This window comes from Sphingomonas sp. BL-S-25 (genome assembly GCF_055521555.1).
This window is the reverse complement of the sequence record NZ_CM145486.1, coordinates 2,218,467-2,234,848: the sequence shown is the minus strand read 5'-3', so window position 1 is coordinate 2,234,848 and position 16,382 is coordinate 2,218,467. Positions and strand designations below refer to the sequence as shown.

General features: G+C 66.9%; 12 protein-coding genes. 9 read left to right on the top strand and 3 right to left on the bottom strand.

The window, feature by feature from the left end; all coding sequences use genetic code 11:
• The first annotated feature begins 65 nt into the window (after positions 1 to 65).
• The 5 genes from hflK (at position 66) to ACZ1H8_RS10780 (ending at position 7,619) form a co-directional block, all read left to right on the top strand.
• Positions 66 to 1,205 (top strand): protease modulator HflK, encoded by a 1,140-nt coding sequence (gene hflK / locus ACZ1H8_RS10800; RefSeq protein ID WP_465181284.1) that lies wholly within the window; start codon positions 66 to 68, stop codon positions 1,203 to 1,205.
• On the top strand, positions 1,202 to 2,059 hold the full coding sequence (gene hflC / locus ACZ1H8_RS10795; RefSeq protein WP_465181283.1) for a protease modulator HflC: 858 nt from the start codon (positions 1,202 to 1,204) through the stop codon (positions 2,057 to 2,059). Before hflK ends, hflC begins: the two co-directional genes overlap by 4 nt.
• A 95-nt stretch (positions 2,060 to 2,154) precedes the next feature.
• On the top strand, positions 2,155 to 3,666 hold the full coding sequence (locus tag ACZ1H8_RS10790) for a Do family serine endopeptidase (protein WP_110151140.1): 1,512 nt from the start codon (positions 2,155 to 2,157) through the stop codon (positions 3,664 to 3,666).
• Positions 3,667 to 3,850: 184 nt separating this feature from the next.
• Entirely contained in the window at positions 3,851 to 5,512 is a 1,662-nt protein-coding gene (locus tag ACZ1H8_RS10785; protein ID WP_465181282.1) for a helicase HerA-like domain-containing protein, read from the top strand.
• Positions 5,513 to 5,660: 148 nt separating this feature from the next.
• On the top strand, positions 5,661 to 7,619 hold the full coding sequence (locus ACZ1H8_RS10780) for an OPT family oligopeptide transporter (protein WP_465181281.1): 1,959 nt from the start codon (positions 5,661 to 5,663) through the stop codon (positions 7,617 to 7,619).
• A gap of 40 nt (positions 7,620 to 7,659) precedes the next feature.
• Here ACZ1H8_RS10780 and ACZ1H8_RS10775 read toward each other — a convergent pair whose 3' ends face one another.
• The 3 genes from ACZ1H8_RS10775 to queF form a co-directional block, all read right to left on the bottom strand.
• Positions 7,660 to 8,943 (bottom strand): glycoside hydrolase family 130 protein, encoded by a 1,284-nt coding sequence (locus tag ACZ1H8_RS10775; protein WP_465181280.1) that lies wholly within the window; start codon positions 8,941 to 8,943, stop codon positions 7,660 to 7,662.
• A 45-nt stretch (positions 8,944 to 8,988) separates the two neighbouring features.
• Entirely contained in the window at positions 8,989 to 11,259 is a 2,271-nt protein-coding gene (locus ACZ1H8_RS10770) for a glycosyltransferase family 4 protein (RefSeq protein WP_465181279.1), read from the bottom strand.
• A 138-nt stretch (positions 11,260 to 11,397) separates the two neighbouring features.
• Entirely contained in the window at positions 11,398 to 11,844 is a 447-nt protein-coding gene (gene queF / locus ACZ1H8_RS10765) for a preQ(1) synthase (RefSeq protein ID WP_465181278.1), read from the bottom strand.
• Between the two features lie 52 nt (positions 11,845 to 11,896).
• Between queF and ACZ1H8_RS10760 the strand changes: the two genes are divergently transcribed.
• The 4 genes from ACZ1H8_RS10760 to ACZ1H8_RS10745 are packed head-to-tail and all read left to right on the top strand — an operon-like array spanning position 11,897 to position 16,370.
• Complete coding sequence (locus tag ACZ1H8_RS10760) at positions 11,897 to 12,724, top strand: sulfurtransferase (RefSeq protein WP_465181277.1); 828 nt, start codon at positions 11,897 to 11,899, stop codon at positions 12,722 to 12,724.
• On the top strand, positions 12,721 to 13,905 hold the full coding sequence (gene metC, locus ACZ1H8_RS10755) for a cystathionine beta-lyase (protein WP_465181276.1): 1,185 nt from the start codon (positions 12,721 to 12,723) through the stop codon (positions 13,903 to 13,905). The genes ACZ1H8_RS10760 and metC overlap by 4 nt, the downstream gene beginning before the upstream one ends.
• Positions 13,902 to 15,176, top strand: a complete 1,275-nt coding sequence (locus ACZ1H8_RS10750) for a mechanosensitive ion channel family protein (protein ID WP_465181275.1) — start codon at positions 13,902 to 13,904, stop codon at positions 15,174 to 15,176. Before metC ends, ACZ1H8_RS10750 begins: the two co-directional genes overlap by 4 nt.
• A gap of 54 nt (positions 15,177 to 15,230) precedes the next feature.
• Positions 15,231 to 16,370 carry a GNAT family N-acetyltransferase gene (locus ACZ1H8_RS10745; protein WP_465181274.1) on the top strand — a complete coding sequence of 380 codons (1,140 nt, stop codon included), beginning with the start codon at positions 15,231 to 15,233 and terminating at the stop codon, positions 16,368 to 16,370.
• Positions 16,371 to 16,382 lie beyond the last annotated feature (12 nt).

The window sequence follows — 16,382 nt, the reverse complement described above, 5'->3', positions numbered from 1 at the left end:
GGGACATAGGGCGCGAATTCGCGCGCGCCACTGTAATTCTGCGTAAGCACCCCTATAAAGGCGGGATGGCGAAACGATCTCGCTGGCCCCTTCTGGCCGGCATCTTCATGAACGAGCGTCCGAAAAGCCCCTGGGGCGGCGGAAGCGGCGGCAACGGCAATGATGGCGAGGGAAGCGGCGGCGGCAGCGGTCCGCGCAACCCGTGGAATGTCCCGCCCGAGGGGCGTCGTCCCGGCAATCGCGGCAACGTCACCTCGCTCGAGGAACTGCTGAAGCGCGCCCGCAATGGCGGCGGTGGTGGCGGTGGCGGCAACCCGTTCAACGGCAACCTGCCCGGCTTCGGCCCGAAGGTGTGGGTGCTGATCGCGGGGCTGATCGTCCTGTTGTGGCTGGCCGTCACCTCCTTCCATTCGGTCAGCCAGCAGGAGCGGCTCGTCGTCCAGACGCTGGGCCGCTATTCGGGCACGCTCGAGCCCGGCTATCGCTGGACCCTCCCCTATCCGATCAGCACGGCCGAGACCGTCGACATCACCTATCGCACCGAGAGTTTCCCCGAGAATGCGGGCGAAAACCTCATGATCACCGGCGACCAGAATATCGTCGACCTGGCCTATTCGGTGCGCTGGGACGTGGTGAACCCGGCCGATTACGTGTTCCAGTTCCGTGATCCCCAGGCGACCGTGCGCGCGACCGCGGAGACGGCGATGCGCGCGGTCGTTGCGACCACCACGCTGAACGACACGATCGGCGCCGGCCGCACCCGGATCGAGGCGCGCGTGCAGCAGACGATGCAGCAGATCCTGGACGAATATGGCGCGGGCGTCCGCATCCAGAGCGTGGGCATCAACAACGCCTCCGCACCGGCCGCGGTCGACGAGGCGTTCAAGCAGGTCACCGCCGCCCAGCAGGGTGCGCAGGCCGCCAAGAACAACGCCAATGCCTATGCCCAGCAGGTGATCGCCGCCGCACAGGGTGAGGCCGCCGAGTTCGACAAGATCTACGAACAATATAAACTGGCCCCCGAGGTCACCCGCCGCCGCCTCTATTACGAGACGATGGAACAGGTGCTGTCCAAGACGGACAAGACCATCATCGAGGCACCGGGCGTGAACGCCTATCTGCCGCTGCCCAGCCTGGGCCGCCGGGTCGAGGAGCCGGCCGCCGCCGAGCCCAAGGCCCAAGCCAATCAGGGAGCCAGCCGATGAGCGCGCTGTTCCGTACCCCGCTGACGCTCGCCATCGGCGCCGTGCTGCTGATCGTGCTGGTGATGAGCTCGTTCGTGGTCGTTCCGGAGACGCGCCAGGCGATCATCCTGCGCCTCAACGAGCCCTATGGTGGGCCGATCAACGCCTATCAGCCTGGCGAGCAATATGGGAATACCGGTGCCGGCGTGATCTTCCGCATCCCGTTCATCGACCAGATCGTGTGGGTCGACAAACGCGTGCTGGACATCGAGCTCGACAATCAGCCGGTGCTGTCGACCGATCAGCTGCGGCTGGAGGTCGATGCCTTTGCCCGCTTCCGCGTGGTCGACCCGCTGCGCATGTTCAAGACGGTCCGTTCGGAGAGCGCGGCGCGCTCGTCGCTCGAGCGGCTGTTCGGGTCGGCGCTGCGCAACGAGCTGGGCAAGGTGCCGTTCGCGACCTTGCTGAGCCCGGAGCGCGGCGAGGTGATGGACAAGATCCAGGACGCGCTGCAGGTCCGCGCCGCCCAGATGGGTGTCGAGATCGTCGATGTGCGGATCAAGCATGCCGACCTGCCCGAGGGATCGCCACTGGACAGCGCCTATGAACGGATGCGGACCGCCCGCGGCCAGGAGGCGGCGACGATCCGCGCCCAGGGCAATCGTGACGCGCAGATCATTCGCGCCAATGCCGAAGCCGAACGCGCGCGCATCTATGCCCAGGCGTTCAACAAGGACCCGCAATTCTACGATTTCTATCGTGCGATGCAGTCCTATCGATCGACCTTCGTGGCCGATCAGCCCGGCAAGGGCAGCAGCTCGATCATCCTGTCTCCGCAAAACAGCTATCTCAGGGAATTTATGGGGCAACGATGAGCCTGCGGGATCGTTCATATTCAATCGCGGTTCAGCTTTCGGGCGACACAATTTCGCCCGAACGCTTCCGCTGATTTTCTAAGAGGAATGCCCCTTTGCGTTATGCCTACGCCCTAGCGACCGCCGTACTGCTCAGCGGCACCGCGGTTACCCTTGCCGTTCAGCAGCCCGCCGGCGCGCAGACCGCGCAGAACGAGCCCGGCGCGATCCAGACCGCATCCGCGCCGCGGCCCGGCGCGCCGATGAGCTTTGCCGACATGGTCGCGAAGCTGCAGCCGGCCGTGGTCAACATCTCGACCACGCAGCGCGTGCCGGTCAGCTCCAATCCGTTCGCGGGCACCCCGTTCGAGATGTTCGGCCCGCAACAGGCGCCGGGCGGCCGTCAGGCAACGCGTCCGGCGGAATCGCTGGGTTCGGGCTTCATCATCTCGGCCGACGGGTACATCGTCACGAACAATCACGTTATTTCCGCCGGTGCGCAGGGCGCGGTGGTCGAATCGATCAAGGTGACGCTGCCCGACAATCGCGAGTTCACCGCGAAGCTGATCGGCCGCGATGCGCAGTCGGACCTGGCGGTGCTCAAGATCGAGGGCACCAACCTGCCCTTCGTGAAGCTGGGCGATTCGCGCAGCGCGCGGGTGGGCGACTGGGTGGTCGCGATCGGCAACCCGTTCGGACTGGGCGGGTCGGTGACCGCCGGCATCATCTCGGCCGTGCACCGCGTCACCGGTCAGGGCGGCGCCTATGACCGGTTCATCCAGACCGATGCCTCGATCAATCGCGGCAATTCGGGCGGCCCGATGTTCGACCTGTCGGGCAATGTAATCGGCATCAATTCGCAGATCCTGTCGCCGACCGGCGGCAATGTCGGTATCGGCTTCGCCATTCCGACCGAGGAAGCGCGCCCGATCATCGAGACCCTGATGAAGGGCGATTCGGTCACCCGCGGCTATCTCGGCATTGCGATGCAGGACGTGACCGACGACATCGCCGACGCGCTGGGCGTGCCCAAGGGCCGCGGCACGCTGGTCGCGCGCGTCGAGCCGGGTCAGGCAGCGGAGAAGGCCGGTCTGCGCCAAGGCGACGTGATCGTGAAGGTCGGCGACCGCGACGTCACCCGCGACCAGACGCTCAGCTACCTGATCGCCAATGTGAAGCCGGGCACCCGCGTCCCGCTTAGCGTGGTGCGCGACGGCAAGACGATGTCGGTCACCGCCACGATCGGCACGCGCCCGCCCGAGGAGCAGCTGGCCGGCGGCAATTTCGATCCGAGCGACGAGAATTCGGCGCCGGCCAACCCGGACACGGCGGCTGCTTCGATCGGCGTCCAGGTCACCCCGCTTAACCCGCAGATCGCACGCACGCTCGGGCTCGACGCGACGACCAAGGGCGTGGTGATCGTTCAGGTCGATCCGCAGAGCGACGCCGGCCAGAAGGGTCTGGCTCGCGGCGACGTCATCGTCTCGGTCAATCGGGCGCCCGTCACCAGCGGCGCCGAGATCGCCGCGGCGATCAAGACCGCCAAGGCAGCGGGTCGCAACCAGATCCTGCTGTTCGTCCAGCGTCGCACGCTGGGCCGGTTCGTGGCGATCGATATCGGTTCGTGATCTCTCCGCCCTTTGTGGCGGACCGAACGACTAGAAAGGAAAAGGCCGGGGCGACGCTCCGGCCTTTTTCGTGTTCGGTGAAGCGCCGGCGCATGCTGCAGGCCGCCTGACCGGAACGACCGAACGCTCTCCCCAGCGCGATCAAAGGCGGCTATTGTCGCGTGACACTGGAGAGGCAGCGCGCATGACCGAGGACACGGGCATTTTCGTCGGGCTGGGCGGCGGACAGCGGATCACCTTGCCGTTGCGACGTGCGAACCGACACGGGCTGATCGCCGGCGCAACCGGCACCGGCAAGACGGTGACCATCCAGGGCATGATCGAAAGCCTGTCCGCGGCGGGCGTGCCGTGCTTCGTCGCCGATGTGAAGGGCGATCTTTCCGGCCTGGCGATGGCCGGTTCCGCTACCGGCAAGACACATGAGGCGTTCGCGGCCCGCGCCAGGGAGATTGGCGATGACAGCTGGAGCTATGCCGAAAGCCCGGTCCAGTTCTGGGACCTGTTCGGCCAGCAGGGGCATCCGGTCCGTACCACGATCGGCGAAATGGGGCCGTTGCTGCTGTCGCGGCTGATGGGGCTGAACGAGGTGCAGGAGGGCGTGCTGACCATCGCCTTCACCGTCGCCGACAAGGAGGGGCTCCTCCTCCTCGATCTCGACGACCTGCAGGCGATGCTGGTGCATTGCGCCGAGCGTGCCGACGAGTTGACCACCAGCTATGGCAATGTCTCCAAACAGTCGGTCGGCGCGATCCAGCGGTCGCTGCTGCAGCTGCGCAGCCAGGGCGGGGACGCATTCTTCGGCGAACCGGCATTGACGATGGGCGACTTCATCGCCCGCGACGACCAGGGACGCGGCATCGTCAACATCCTGGCCGCGGACAAGCTGATGGCCAGTCCGCGGCTCTACGCCACCTTCCTGCTCTGGCTGTTGAGCGAGCTGTTCGAGAGCCTTGCCGAGGTGGGCGACCCGGACAAGCCGGTGCTGTGCTTCTTCTTCGACGAAGCGCACCTGTTGTTCGACGATGCGCCCAAGGCACTGCTCGAAAAGGTCGAGCAGGTCGTCCGGCTGATCCGATCGAAAGGCGTCGGCGTCTATTTCATCACCCAGAACCCGATCGACGTGCCCGAAAGCATTGCTGGACAATTGGGCAACCGCGTCCAGCACGCACTGCGCGCCTTCACGCCGCGCGACCAGGCGGCGGTTAAGGCTGCGGCCGAGACGTTCCGCGCCAATCCCGGCGTCGATGTCACCAGCGCGATCACCGAATTGAAGGTCGGCGAGGCACTGGTCTCGCTGCTGCAGGACGATGGCGCGCCCGCCCCGGTCGAGCGGACGCTGATCAAGCCGCCCAGGTCGCGTGTCGGACCGGTGACCCCGGTCGAACGCGGCGTGCTTATCCAGACCGACGCGATCGGCGACAAATATGATGTCCCGGTGAACCGCGAGTCTGCGGAGGAATTGCTGAGCGCCAAGTCCAGCGAAGCCGCCGCCGCCGCGGCAGAGGCGAAGGCGCGCGACGAGGCCGAGAAGGCGGCGGCGGCCAAGGCGAAGGAAGATGCCCGGCTGGCCAAGGAAGCCGAGCGCGCCCGGCTGGCGGCGCAGCGCGACGCGGACCGCCAGATGCGCCTCGACGAAAGGGCCAAGCGTCAGGCCGAACGCGAGGCGGCGAATGACCCGTGGAACCGCGCGGTCACCTCGGCCACGCGGAGCGCCAGTTCCGCCGCCGGCCGCGCGGTTGCCGGCGAAGTGACCAAGGCGATCTTCGGCCGGAAGAGCGGCGGCGGTGCGAGCGTGGTCGGCGGGCTGGTGCGCGGCATATTGGGCGGCCTGTTCAAGGGGCGCTGACCCGTCGCCCTCCGGCGACGCTTGCCGATCGGCGGCTGCCCTGCCACGGTGGCCCGATGCAGGTGCTGCTGCAACTTTTCCCCGTTCGATCGCGGATTGCGCGCACGCCTGAAGTCCTGCCCCCGTCTTCCGCTTTCGGAGCGCTTTCATGGCTACCGCCTCAACCCGCCCGCTCGCCGAGCTTACCGTCCGCGGCATCCTGCTCGGCGGCTTCATCACAATCCTGTTCACCGCGGCTAACGTCTATCTGGGGCTGAAGGTCGGTCTGACCTTCGCGACCTCGATCCCCGCCGCGGTCATCTCGATGGCGATCCTGCGCTTCCTGCCCGGAGCGTCGATCCTCGAGAACAATATCGTCCAGACGATCGCGAGCGCGGCGGGAACGCTGGCGGCGATCATCTTCGTGCTGCCCGGCCTCATCATCATCGGCTGGTGGCAGGGCTTCCCCTATGTCACGACCGCGGCGATCACCGCGCTGGGCGGGATCCTAGGGGTGATGTTCTCGGTCCCGCTGCGTCGCGCCCTCGTGGTCGGCGGCGGTCTGCCCTATCCCGAGGGGCGCGCCGCGGCCGAGGTGCTGCGCGTCGGGTCGCAGTCGCGCGAAGGCGCCGAGGAAAGCTCGCGCGGCCTGTCGATCCTGGTGTGGAACGGGCTGGTCTCAACCGGCTTCGCTATCCTGACTCAGATGAAGCTGGCGGTCGCCGAGGCATCGACCTGGTTCCGCGCCGGCGCGGGTGCCACGGGAATCTCGGGCGGCCTGTCCTATGCCCTATTTGGCGTCGGACACTTGGTCGGCCTGTCGGTCGGCATGGCGCAGCTGACCGGGCTGGTCATCGGCTGGTGGATCCTGCTGCCGATCCTGACCGCCGCCAGCCCGATGCCCGGCGATGTCGAAACCTGGGCCAACACGGTGTTCCGCAGCGATGTCCGCTTCTTCGGCGCCGGCGTGATCGCCGTCGCCGCGATCTGGACGCTGATCAAGATCGCCGGACCGGTGGTGCGCGGTATCGGATCGGCGCTGGCCGCGAGCCGGGCGCGGCATGGCGGGGAAACGCTGGCACTGGAAGAACGCGACCTGCCGATCGGGATCGTCTTCGGCGGCGCGATCGCATTGCTCCTGCCGATTGCATGGCTGTTGTGGAGCGTGCTGGCCGGCGGGCCGTTGTCTGCCTCGGCCGGTCTGCTGATCGCCGGCTCGCTTGCCTTCGTCGTGGTGATCGGCCTGATGATCGCGGCGGTGTGCGGCTATATGGCCGGCCTGATCGGCGCGTCCAATTCGCCGGTCTCGGCGATCGGCATCCTGTCGGTGCTGGCGGCGTCGCTGATGCTGGTCGGGCTGTTCGGCCGCGACACCAGCCCCGACACGACCCAGGCGCTGATCGCCTATGCGCTGATCGTCACCGGCATCGTGTTCGGCGTCGCGACCATTTCCAACGACAATCTGCAGGATCTGAAGACGGGCCAGCTGGTGGGCGCGACGCCGTGGAAGCAGCAGGTCGCGCTGATCATCGGCGTCATCTTCGGCAGCCTGGTGATCCCGCCGGTGCTCGACCTGCTGAATACCGCCTTCGGTTTCGTCGGTGCGCCCAATGCCGGGCCCAACGCACTGTCGGCACCGCAGGCTGGTCTGATCTCGGCGCTCGCCAAGGGCGTGCTGGGCGGCGACCTGAACTGGCCGATGATCGGCTATGGCGCACTGGCCGGTGTCGGCTTCGTGGTGCTCGACGAGTTGCTGGGCAAGTTCCGCCTGCTGCGCCTGCCGCCGCTGGCGATCGGCATCGGCATCTACCTGCCGATGGCGGTCATCCTGCCGGTGACGATCGGCGCGGTCGTTGGGTCCTTCTACGACCGCTGGGCGAAGCGGACCGCCAATCCGGAGTTGGCGCATCGCTTCGGGGTGCTGACCGCGACCGGCATGATCGTCGGGGAAAGCCTGTGGGGTGTGGCCTTTGCCGGCATCGTCGCGGGCAGCGGCTCGGACAGCCCGCTTGCGCTGGTCGGCGAGGGGTTCGAGCCCATCGCGCTGATCGGCGGCACCGCGCTGTTCATCGCGCTGACCGCCTGGCTCTATCGCAACACGGTGCGGCAGTTCCGCCGCGCCGCGTGACGACCGGGTGGGCGGGACGGTTGGCGCCCCGCCCGCCGGATCACACCATCTGGTCGATCATCGACTGGACGGGCACGAAGGCGAACGCAACCGAGCTGTCGGCCACGCCATAGGGGATGAACAGCTTGTCGCCATGCTTGATGGCGCCGCATGTATAGACGACGTTCGGCACATAGCCTTCGCGGTCCTGATTGGCGGCGGCCAGGATCGGCTCCTTCGTCCGGCCGATCACCTTCGACGGATCGTCGAGATCGAGCAGCGCGGCGCCGATCGAATATTTGCGCATCGCGCCGACGCCGTGGGTCAGCACCAGCCAGCCCGCATCGGTCTCGATCGGCGGACCGCAATTGCCCATCTGCACCAGCTCCCAGGGATAGAGCGGCGTCATCAGCGTCTCGCCGCCTTCCCATTCGGTGAGGCTCTCGGAGCTGTGGAGGAAGATATTCTCGCCGTCCTGGCGGCCGAGCATCATGTAGCGCCCGCCGATCTTGCGCGGGAACAGCGCCATGCCCTTGTTACGCGCGGCCCCGCCGGTCATCGGCACCAGGTCGAAGGCACGCCAGTCGCGCGTGCGCAGCAGTTCCGACTGGATCTGCGACCCGTTATAGGCGGTGTAGGTGCCGATCCACTCCTGGCTGCCGTCATCATGGGTGAAGTGGCAGATACGCAGATCCTCCAGCCCGTTCGACTGCGCCTTGGTGATCGGGAAGATGACCGTGCCCGACAGGGTGGAATCGCGGTGGCGATGGACCGTCACCGGGCCCTCGGGCATCTCCTCCTCATTGCCATAGGTGTCGGCGGCCGTGGCGAAGGGCGGCTCGGGCGCCAGCTTCAGCTCGTTGCGATCGGTGATGATCCCCTCGCGGAATGCCACGGACGAGATATGCCCCTCGCCCACCGCGCGCAGGCTCATCAGGATGCGCAGGCTGCCCTTGGGCATGCCCGACTGATCATGATGCGGCACTGCGCTGGGGTTCATCAGCGCGGCGGCGGCATAGCTGTATTCGTGGCAGAAATAGGCACCGATCAGCTGGCGCTTCTCGTCGCCGATCTGGCTGCCGTCGAGGCCGAGCAGCTGCTCAATCTCGTCATAGCGGGTCATGAAGACGCGCCGCGTCTGCCAGTGGCGCGCCTCGAAATCCTTGAGCACCAGCGCCAGCTGGGTGCGCGCCTCGCCGGGCGACATCTCCAGCACCTCGCGCACCAGCCGCTCGGTGCGGCTGGGGCCCTTGCCACTCGACTGCCACGCGATGTGAAAGGGCCGCACCACCACACGTGACGGGTCCGCCTTCAGCCGAAGCGCGTGGTTAAACAATTCCAGCATTCGCACGCCTCTCGATCGGCCGTTCCCCGCGCCGGCACGCTCGATTCAAGCGACGACGCGCTCCGGTCCTGCCACGATCGTCCGCGCTTTTGAAAGCCCCGAAATGGCGCAACTTGCCAGTTGCAGCGCCAGAATCGACTCGGCGCCCTGATTGCGGTTCAGCCCGGTGGGGGTCAGACCGTCGAAACAGCCGCCGTCCTGGACAGTGGCGAGCGGCAGATCGAGGTCGTTGGCGCCCAGATACCAGCGATAGGCGCGGACAGCTTCCTCGACCCAGCGGGGATCGCGGGTGGCGTCATGCGCCGCCTCGCACGCCTCGATCGTCGCCTGTGCCTCCAACGGTTGCTGGTCGAACTGCATCGGCTGCTGATAGGGACGGTTGAAGCTCTCGCTGCCTACCGCGCGGAAGCGACCCTCGGGCGAGGTCTGGCGCGAGACGATCCATTCGAGCGTCTCGATGCCCACATCGACGAAGTCGCTGCGGCCCAATGCCCGGCCGGCGCGCAGGAGCGCCTCCGGCAGGCGGGCATTGTCATAGGCGAGGACGATCTCGAACCACTTCCATTCCGGACGCCGCGCAGTGTCGAGCAGCGCGATCAGCTCGTCGCCGAAGCGGGTCAGGATCTGACGCGACAGGGCGTGGCCCGGATGCGCCTCCAGCATCGCAGCGGCGCCGAGCATGGCGAAGGCGTGCGCCCGCGGGCTGCCCAGCTCCAGCGCGATCGATGCGGTCTGATCGAACATGGCGGAGGCCCAGTCACGATGCTTCTGCGCCCTGGCGTCACGCGCGGTCACGCCCAGCGACCAGATGGCACGGCCGTTCGAATCCTCGGACCCGACATCCTCGCACCAGCTGCGATCGAAGTTCATGAAGTTGCGGAAGCGGCGCAGATCCGCATTCCAGGCATGCTGGACGAAGCTGGCATAGATGCTGGTCCAGCGATCGCGCACCACCTCGTCGAGTTCCGGCATGCGGCACATCAGGATCAGCGCGCGCGCATTGTCGTCGATGCAATAGCCGTGACGACGATCCGGGATCGAATAGATCGAATGCTGGAGCATGCCGGTGCTGTCGCTCATCCGCTCGACCGCGGCGATGTCGGGGACCAGTACCGACAGTTCAGCCGTCGGCCCGCCGATGCGGTGGGGCTTTTTTCCCAGGATTTCCACGATCTGGGTCACTGCCGCCTCGGCCAGCACCGGCCAGAGCATCGTCCGTCCGCGGGCATAGGCGCGGGCCGACAGTTCGGCCTGGGCATTGCCGTCGGTCAGCAGCCGATCAATCTCGCGCGCGAACGCGGCCGAGTCGCCGAAATCGACAAGGACGCCGTGATCGTCGGACAGGATCTCGGTCGCATGGACATAGGGAGTAGAGATCACCGCCTTGCCGACACCAACCGCATAGGACAGTGTGCCGGAGGTGATCTGCGCCGGGTTGCTGTAGGGCGTGACATAGATGTCGGCCGCCTGGAGATAGTCGAGCAACTCCTCCTGCTCGACGAATGCATCGATGAACTGGAGATGCCCGGCAACGCCGCGTTCGGCGGCCAGCGCCTTCAGCCGGTCGCGATAGAGCTCGCCCTCGTGCGCGACCAGATTCGGATGGGTGGCACCCAGCACGACGTAGAGCGCCTTGGGATGATTGGCGACGACGGCGGGCAGCGCCTCGATCATCGCCTCGATCCCCTTGTTCGGCGCGAGCAGGCCGAAGGTCAGGATGACCTGGCGCCCTTCCCAGCAGAAGGCGGGCTTCAACGTAGCCGGATCCACCAGCGGTCGATCAGGAACCCCGTGCGGAATCATTGTGACCTTGGCATCCTCGACGCCGTGGACGCGCTTCAGAATGTCGCGGCCCTTCTCGGCCATGACGATGACACGTGACGCGCGGCGCAGCAGCGCTTCCATCACCCGGTACTCGTCGGCGCTCGGCTTTTCGAGGATGGTGTGCAGCGTCGCGATGACGGGAATGGAAATACGGTCGAGCAGCGCCAGCAGCAGGTCGCCGGCAGCACCGCCATAGATGCCATATTCATGCTGGACCCACAGCGCCTGCGCCCCGCTTGCCTCGATCTGGCGCGCGGCGTCGAGATAGGCGGTGCGGTCATTCTGCGCGATCGCACGCGTCACTTCGGGCGGATAATCGTAAAGCCCCGGATGGTCGTCCATCGCATAGACGTCGACCTTGAGATCCGGAAAGCGGTCCTTCAGCGCATTGTAGGTGTCAGTCGTATAGGTCGCGATGCCGCATTTGCGGGGCAGAAAATTCCCGATCAGCGCAATGTGTCGCAGTGCCTGAAAATCCTGCTGGGCCGCCATGGATAGTCCTTTCGCGAATGCACTTTCGTACAGGGCCTGTTCAGCCGTATCCGCCTCCCAACTCTCCATGTATCATATAGTTGCAGGATTGTTGCACTGCAAAAAAATGAATCGGATCAAAGGGCTGGATCGCGTCGGTCAGCCCCGGCCGCGATAGCCTGATACCCCCTGATCGGGCACCCACAGGCCGGCCGGCGGCTCGCCCGATTGCCAGAATACGTCGATCGGGATCCCGCCGCGCGGATACCAGTAACCACCGATTCGCAGCCACAGCGGCTTCATCTCCGTGAACAGCCGCTCCCCGATGCCGACGGTGCAGTCCTCATGAAATGCGCCATGATTGCGGAAGCTGCCCAGGAACAGCTTGAGCGACTTGGACTCGACGATCGTCTGGTCGGGCACATAGTCGATCACCAGATGCGCGAAGTCGGGCGCGCCGGTGATCGGGCACAGCGAGGTGAATTCGGGCACGGCGAAGCGCACCAGATAGCGCGTGCCGGGGCGCGGATTGGGGACATAGTCGAGCTGCGCCTCTTCGGGAGAGGCAGGAAGGGCGGACTGCTGGCCGAGATGCATGGGGGTCATGCCGGCCATGTAAGCATTTGATGCGCGCTTTGCATCCTTCTAGGAGCGATCCATGGATGCGCTGGTAACCACCGAATGGCTTGCCTCTCAGCTGGGCTCCCCCGATCTGCGGATCGCCGATGCCAGCTGGTTCCTGCCCGAACATGGCCGTGACGCGCGCGCCGATTACGCGGCGGGCCATATCCCCGGCGCGGTGTTCATGGACCTGGACGCGTTCGCGGCAAAGCGCAGCGCGCTGCCGTCGATGATGCCGTCCGCCGAGCAGCTTGCGGTACGCATGGGGGCGCTGGGCCTCGGCGACGGCACCCGCATCGTCCTGTATGACGACAGCCCGCTCCACACCGCGGCGCGCGCCTGGGTCATGCTGACCGCCTTCGGCACGCCCGATGTCGCGATCCTCGACGGCGGGCTTGCCAAATGGCGGGCCGAGGGACGGCCGATCGAACGGACCGCGCCGGATATCCGCCCGCGCCATTTCACCCCGCGCCATGCGCCGCAGGGCATCGTCTCGCTGGACGGAATGCGTGCCGAGACCGGTCAGATCGTCGATGCGCGCTCGCCGGCCCGGTTCGCGGGTCAGGAGCCCGAACCGCGCCCGGGCGTCGTGCCGGGTCACATTCCCGGATCACGCAACCTGCCCTATCGCGACTTTTTCCACGAGGATGGCAGCTGGAAGCGCGACGCGGCGCTGCGCGCGGTGTTCGAGAGCGAGGGGATCGAGGTCGAACGGCCGATCGTCGCAACCTGCGGATCGGGGATTACCGCTGCCGTCGTTGTGTTTGCCGCCCATCTGCTGGGCCATCAGGCGCGCCTGTACGATGGCAGCTGGGCGGAATGGGGCGGCGATCCGACGACGCCCAAGGCAACAGGAGCAGCATGAGCGAGCGCAAGGACGCCACCCGCGTCGTCACGGCGGGCCGGCGCGAGGAGTGGACCCGGGGAATCGTGAGCCCGCCGATTTGGCGTGCCTCGACCATCCTCTACGACTCGGTCGGAGACCTGCGGGCAGCGGGCGCGCGGGACACGCATCATCGCCTGTTCTATGGCCGGCGCGGAACCCCGACCCAATGGTCGCTGGCCGATGCGCTGACCGAACTGGAGCCGGGCGCGGAGGCGACCCTGCTCTATCCGTCGGGCGTCGCGGCGGTGTCGACCGCACTGCTGGCGGTACTGTCGCCGGGCGATCATCTGCTGCTGGCGGACAGCGTCTATGACCCGACGCGTAACTTCGCCAACGGCATGCTCAAGCGGTTCGGCGTCGAGACGAGCTATTACGACCCGATGATCGGCGCCGGCATCGCCGATCTGGTCCAGGACAATACCCGCGCAATCTTCATGGAAAGCCCGGGAAGCCTGACCTTCGAGGTTCAGGACCTGCCGGCGATCATCGGGGTGGCGAAGGCGCGGGGCATCGCGACGTTGCTCGACAATACCTGGGCCACGCCGCTGCTGCTGCCGGCGATTGCGATGGGGATCGACTATTCGATCCTGGCCTGCACCAAATATATCTCGGGCCATTCGGACATCATGCTGGGATCGGTGACGGCGGCGCAGGGCAAATACGCGGCTCTGCGCGATGCGACCTATCAGCTCGGCCAGACCGCCAGCCCCGACGATGCCTGGCTGGGCTCGCGCGGCCTGCGGACCATGGCGCTGCGGCTGAAACATCATGGCGAGGCTGCGCTGACGATCGCGCGCTGGCTGGCGGATCGGCCCGAAGTGGCGGCGGTGCTGCACCCCGCCCTCCCGGGCTGCCCCGGCCACGAACTGTTCGCCCGCGACTTCAAGGGCGCGGCGGGCCTGTTCGGCTTCGTGTTCGACGGTGGCAACGAGGCGGCCCGCGCCGCCTTTATCGACGCGCTCGAGCTGTTCGGCATTGGCTATAGCTGGGGCGGGTTCGAGAGCCTGGCGATTCCGGTCGACCCGCAGCGCTATCGCACCGCGACGCGCTGGGACGCCGCCGGGCCTCTGGTCCGCCTGCAGATCGGCCTCGAGGATCCGGACGACCTGATCGCCGATCTCGACCAAGCACTGACGCGCTTCCGCGAGGCAAACCGGTGAACCGGCTGGGCCATTGGTTCGCGTCGCTGGGGCTCGGCGCCCCGGGCAGCGACGAACTGGCCCAGAATGGGGTGGCGCTGGCGCTTGCCCTGCTCGCGTTGGTAGCGGGCTGGGCAGTCGGCCGCACCCTCGGCAACTGGCTGAACGCTTTATGGGCCGAACGCATCGGCGGTGAGGCCGACGGCCTCGGCGCGCGTCTCCATTCGATCTGCCGCCACGGCACCGCCGCGGTTTTGCTGGCGATCCTTTCGGTCGCCTGGCCCTGGACGCCGCTGTCGAAGCTGGGACTCGGCTTTGCGCTCGGCTCGGCGGTCGCGCTGCTCGTCGTGTCGGTGCTGCGCGGGCTGCACCTGCCGCGCTGGGCATCCTGGGGCATGGCAGGCATCGCCTTCACCTCGATCCTCAGCCGCGCGGTCGGCGGGCTGGCGACGATCCGCGGCACGCTGGACCGGGTGGCGCTGGAAGTGGGATCGACCCGCTTCAGCCTGTTGTCGCTGCTGACGATCCTCATCACCTTCGTCGCGCTGTTCGCCGCAGTCCGGCTGATCAATCGCGCGGTCGGCCAGGCGCTGACCCATTCCAAGGGGTTCGACCCCACGCAGCGGCTGCTGGCGCAGAAGCTGGCCGCGATCGGCGTCGTCATCCTCGCCTTCTTCATCGGCATCGACGTGCTGGGAATCGACCTGACCGCCTTCGCGCTGTTCAGCGGTGCGTTCGGCCTGGCGATCGGCTTCGGACTGCAGAAGACGATCGGCAATCTGATCGCGGGGATCATCCTGCTGATGGACCGGTCGATCAAGCCGGGCGACGTGATCGTGGTCGGAGAGAGCTTCGGCTGGGTGAACAAGATCGGCGTGCGCGCGGTCAGCGTCATCACCCGCGACGGCAAGGAGCATCTGATCCCCAACGAGATCCTGATGACTCAGGAGGTCGAGAACTGGTCCTATACCGACCGGAACGTCCGTGTCCGCATTCCCGTCCGCGTCGCCTATGACTGCGACCTGAAACTGGCGCAGGAACTGATGATGCGGGCCGCGGTCGAGAGCCCGCGCGTGCTGACGGATCCCCAACCCAATGTCTGGCTGACCGCGTTCGGCGAGAATGGGGTGGAGCATGACATCCTCGCCTGGATCAGCGACCCCGAAAGCGGCGTCGGCAATGTGAAGAGCGACGTGCTGAACCGGCTCTGGCTGTTGTTCAAGGAACACGGCATCGTCATTCCCTTCCCGCAGCGGGTGGTGACGGTGAAGGCGCCGGAGACCGTCGGCTAGGGCCGCCGCCACTCCCCCCTCCCATCGCCGCGGCCGCCATCCTATATCGGGCCTGTGCGCTCTTCCTCGATCACCGCCCGCATCGCCGATGGCGTCGTTTCGATTCCCGCGGCGGACTGGGACGCCTGCGCCGGGTCGGGCAACCCGTTCGTCAGCCATGACTTCCTGTCGCTGCTCGAACGGTCGGGATCGGCGACGGCAGAGACCGGCTGGCAGCCGCTGCCGATCATCATCGACGGTCCTGACGGCCGCCCCGCCGGAATCGCGCCCGCCTATGGCAAGAGCCACAGCCAGGGCGAATATGTGTTCGACCATGGCTGGGCCGACGCCTGGGAACGGGCGGGCGGACGCTATTATCCCAAGCTTCAGGTGGCGGTGCCGTTCACGCCGGTGCCGGGGCCGAGGCTGTTGCTGCGCGATGAAGCCGATGCGCCCGCGCTGATCGCCGCGATCGAGGCGGTGACCGACCAGAACCGGCTGTCCTCGGCGCATGTCACCTTTCTCCACGAGCGCGAGGTGCCCGCGTTCGAGGCGGCCGGCTGGCTGTTGCGCGAGGGGACGCAGTTTCACTGGCAGAATCAGGGCTATGCCGCGTTCGAGGACTTTCTCGGCGAGCTGGCCAGCCGCAAGCGCAAGGCGATCCGCAAGGAGCGCGCCGCCGCGCTGGACGGGCTGACCGTCCGCCATCTGACCGGCAGCGAGATCACCGAGGCGCATTGGGACGCCTTCTGGATATTCTATCAGGATACCGGCAGCCGCAAATGGGGCCGCCCCTATCTGACCCGCAGCTTCTTCTCGATGCTGGGCGAGGCGATGGGCGACAAGGTGCTGCTGATGCTGGCCGAGCGCGACGGGCGACCGATTGCGGGCGCGCTCAACCTGATCGGCGCCGACACGCTCTATGGCCGCTATTGGGGTGCAGTGGAGGACGTACCGTTCCTCCATTTCGAGCTGTGCTATTATCAGGCGATCGACGCGGCGATCGAGCGCGGCCTGGCCCGCGTGGAGGCGGGCGCGCAGGGCGAGCACAAGCTCGCCCGCGGCTATGTGCCGGTGCCGACCTGGTCGGCGCATTACCTGCCTGATCCGGGCTTTCGCGCGGCCGTCGCCGAATTCCTCGAGCGCGAGCGCGAGGCGGTGCGGCAGGAGCAGGACTATCTGGGCGAACTGACCCCGTTCAAGCGCGGGGGCTGAGCAGCCGGTCGC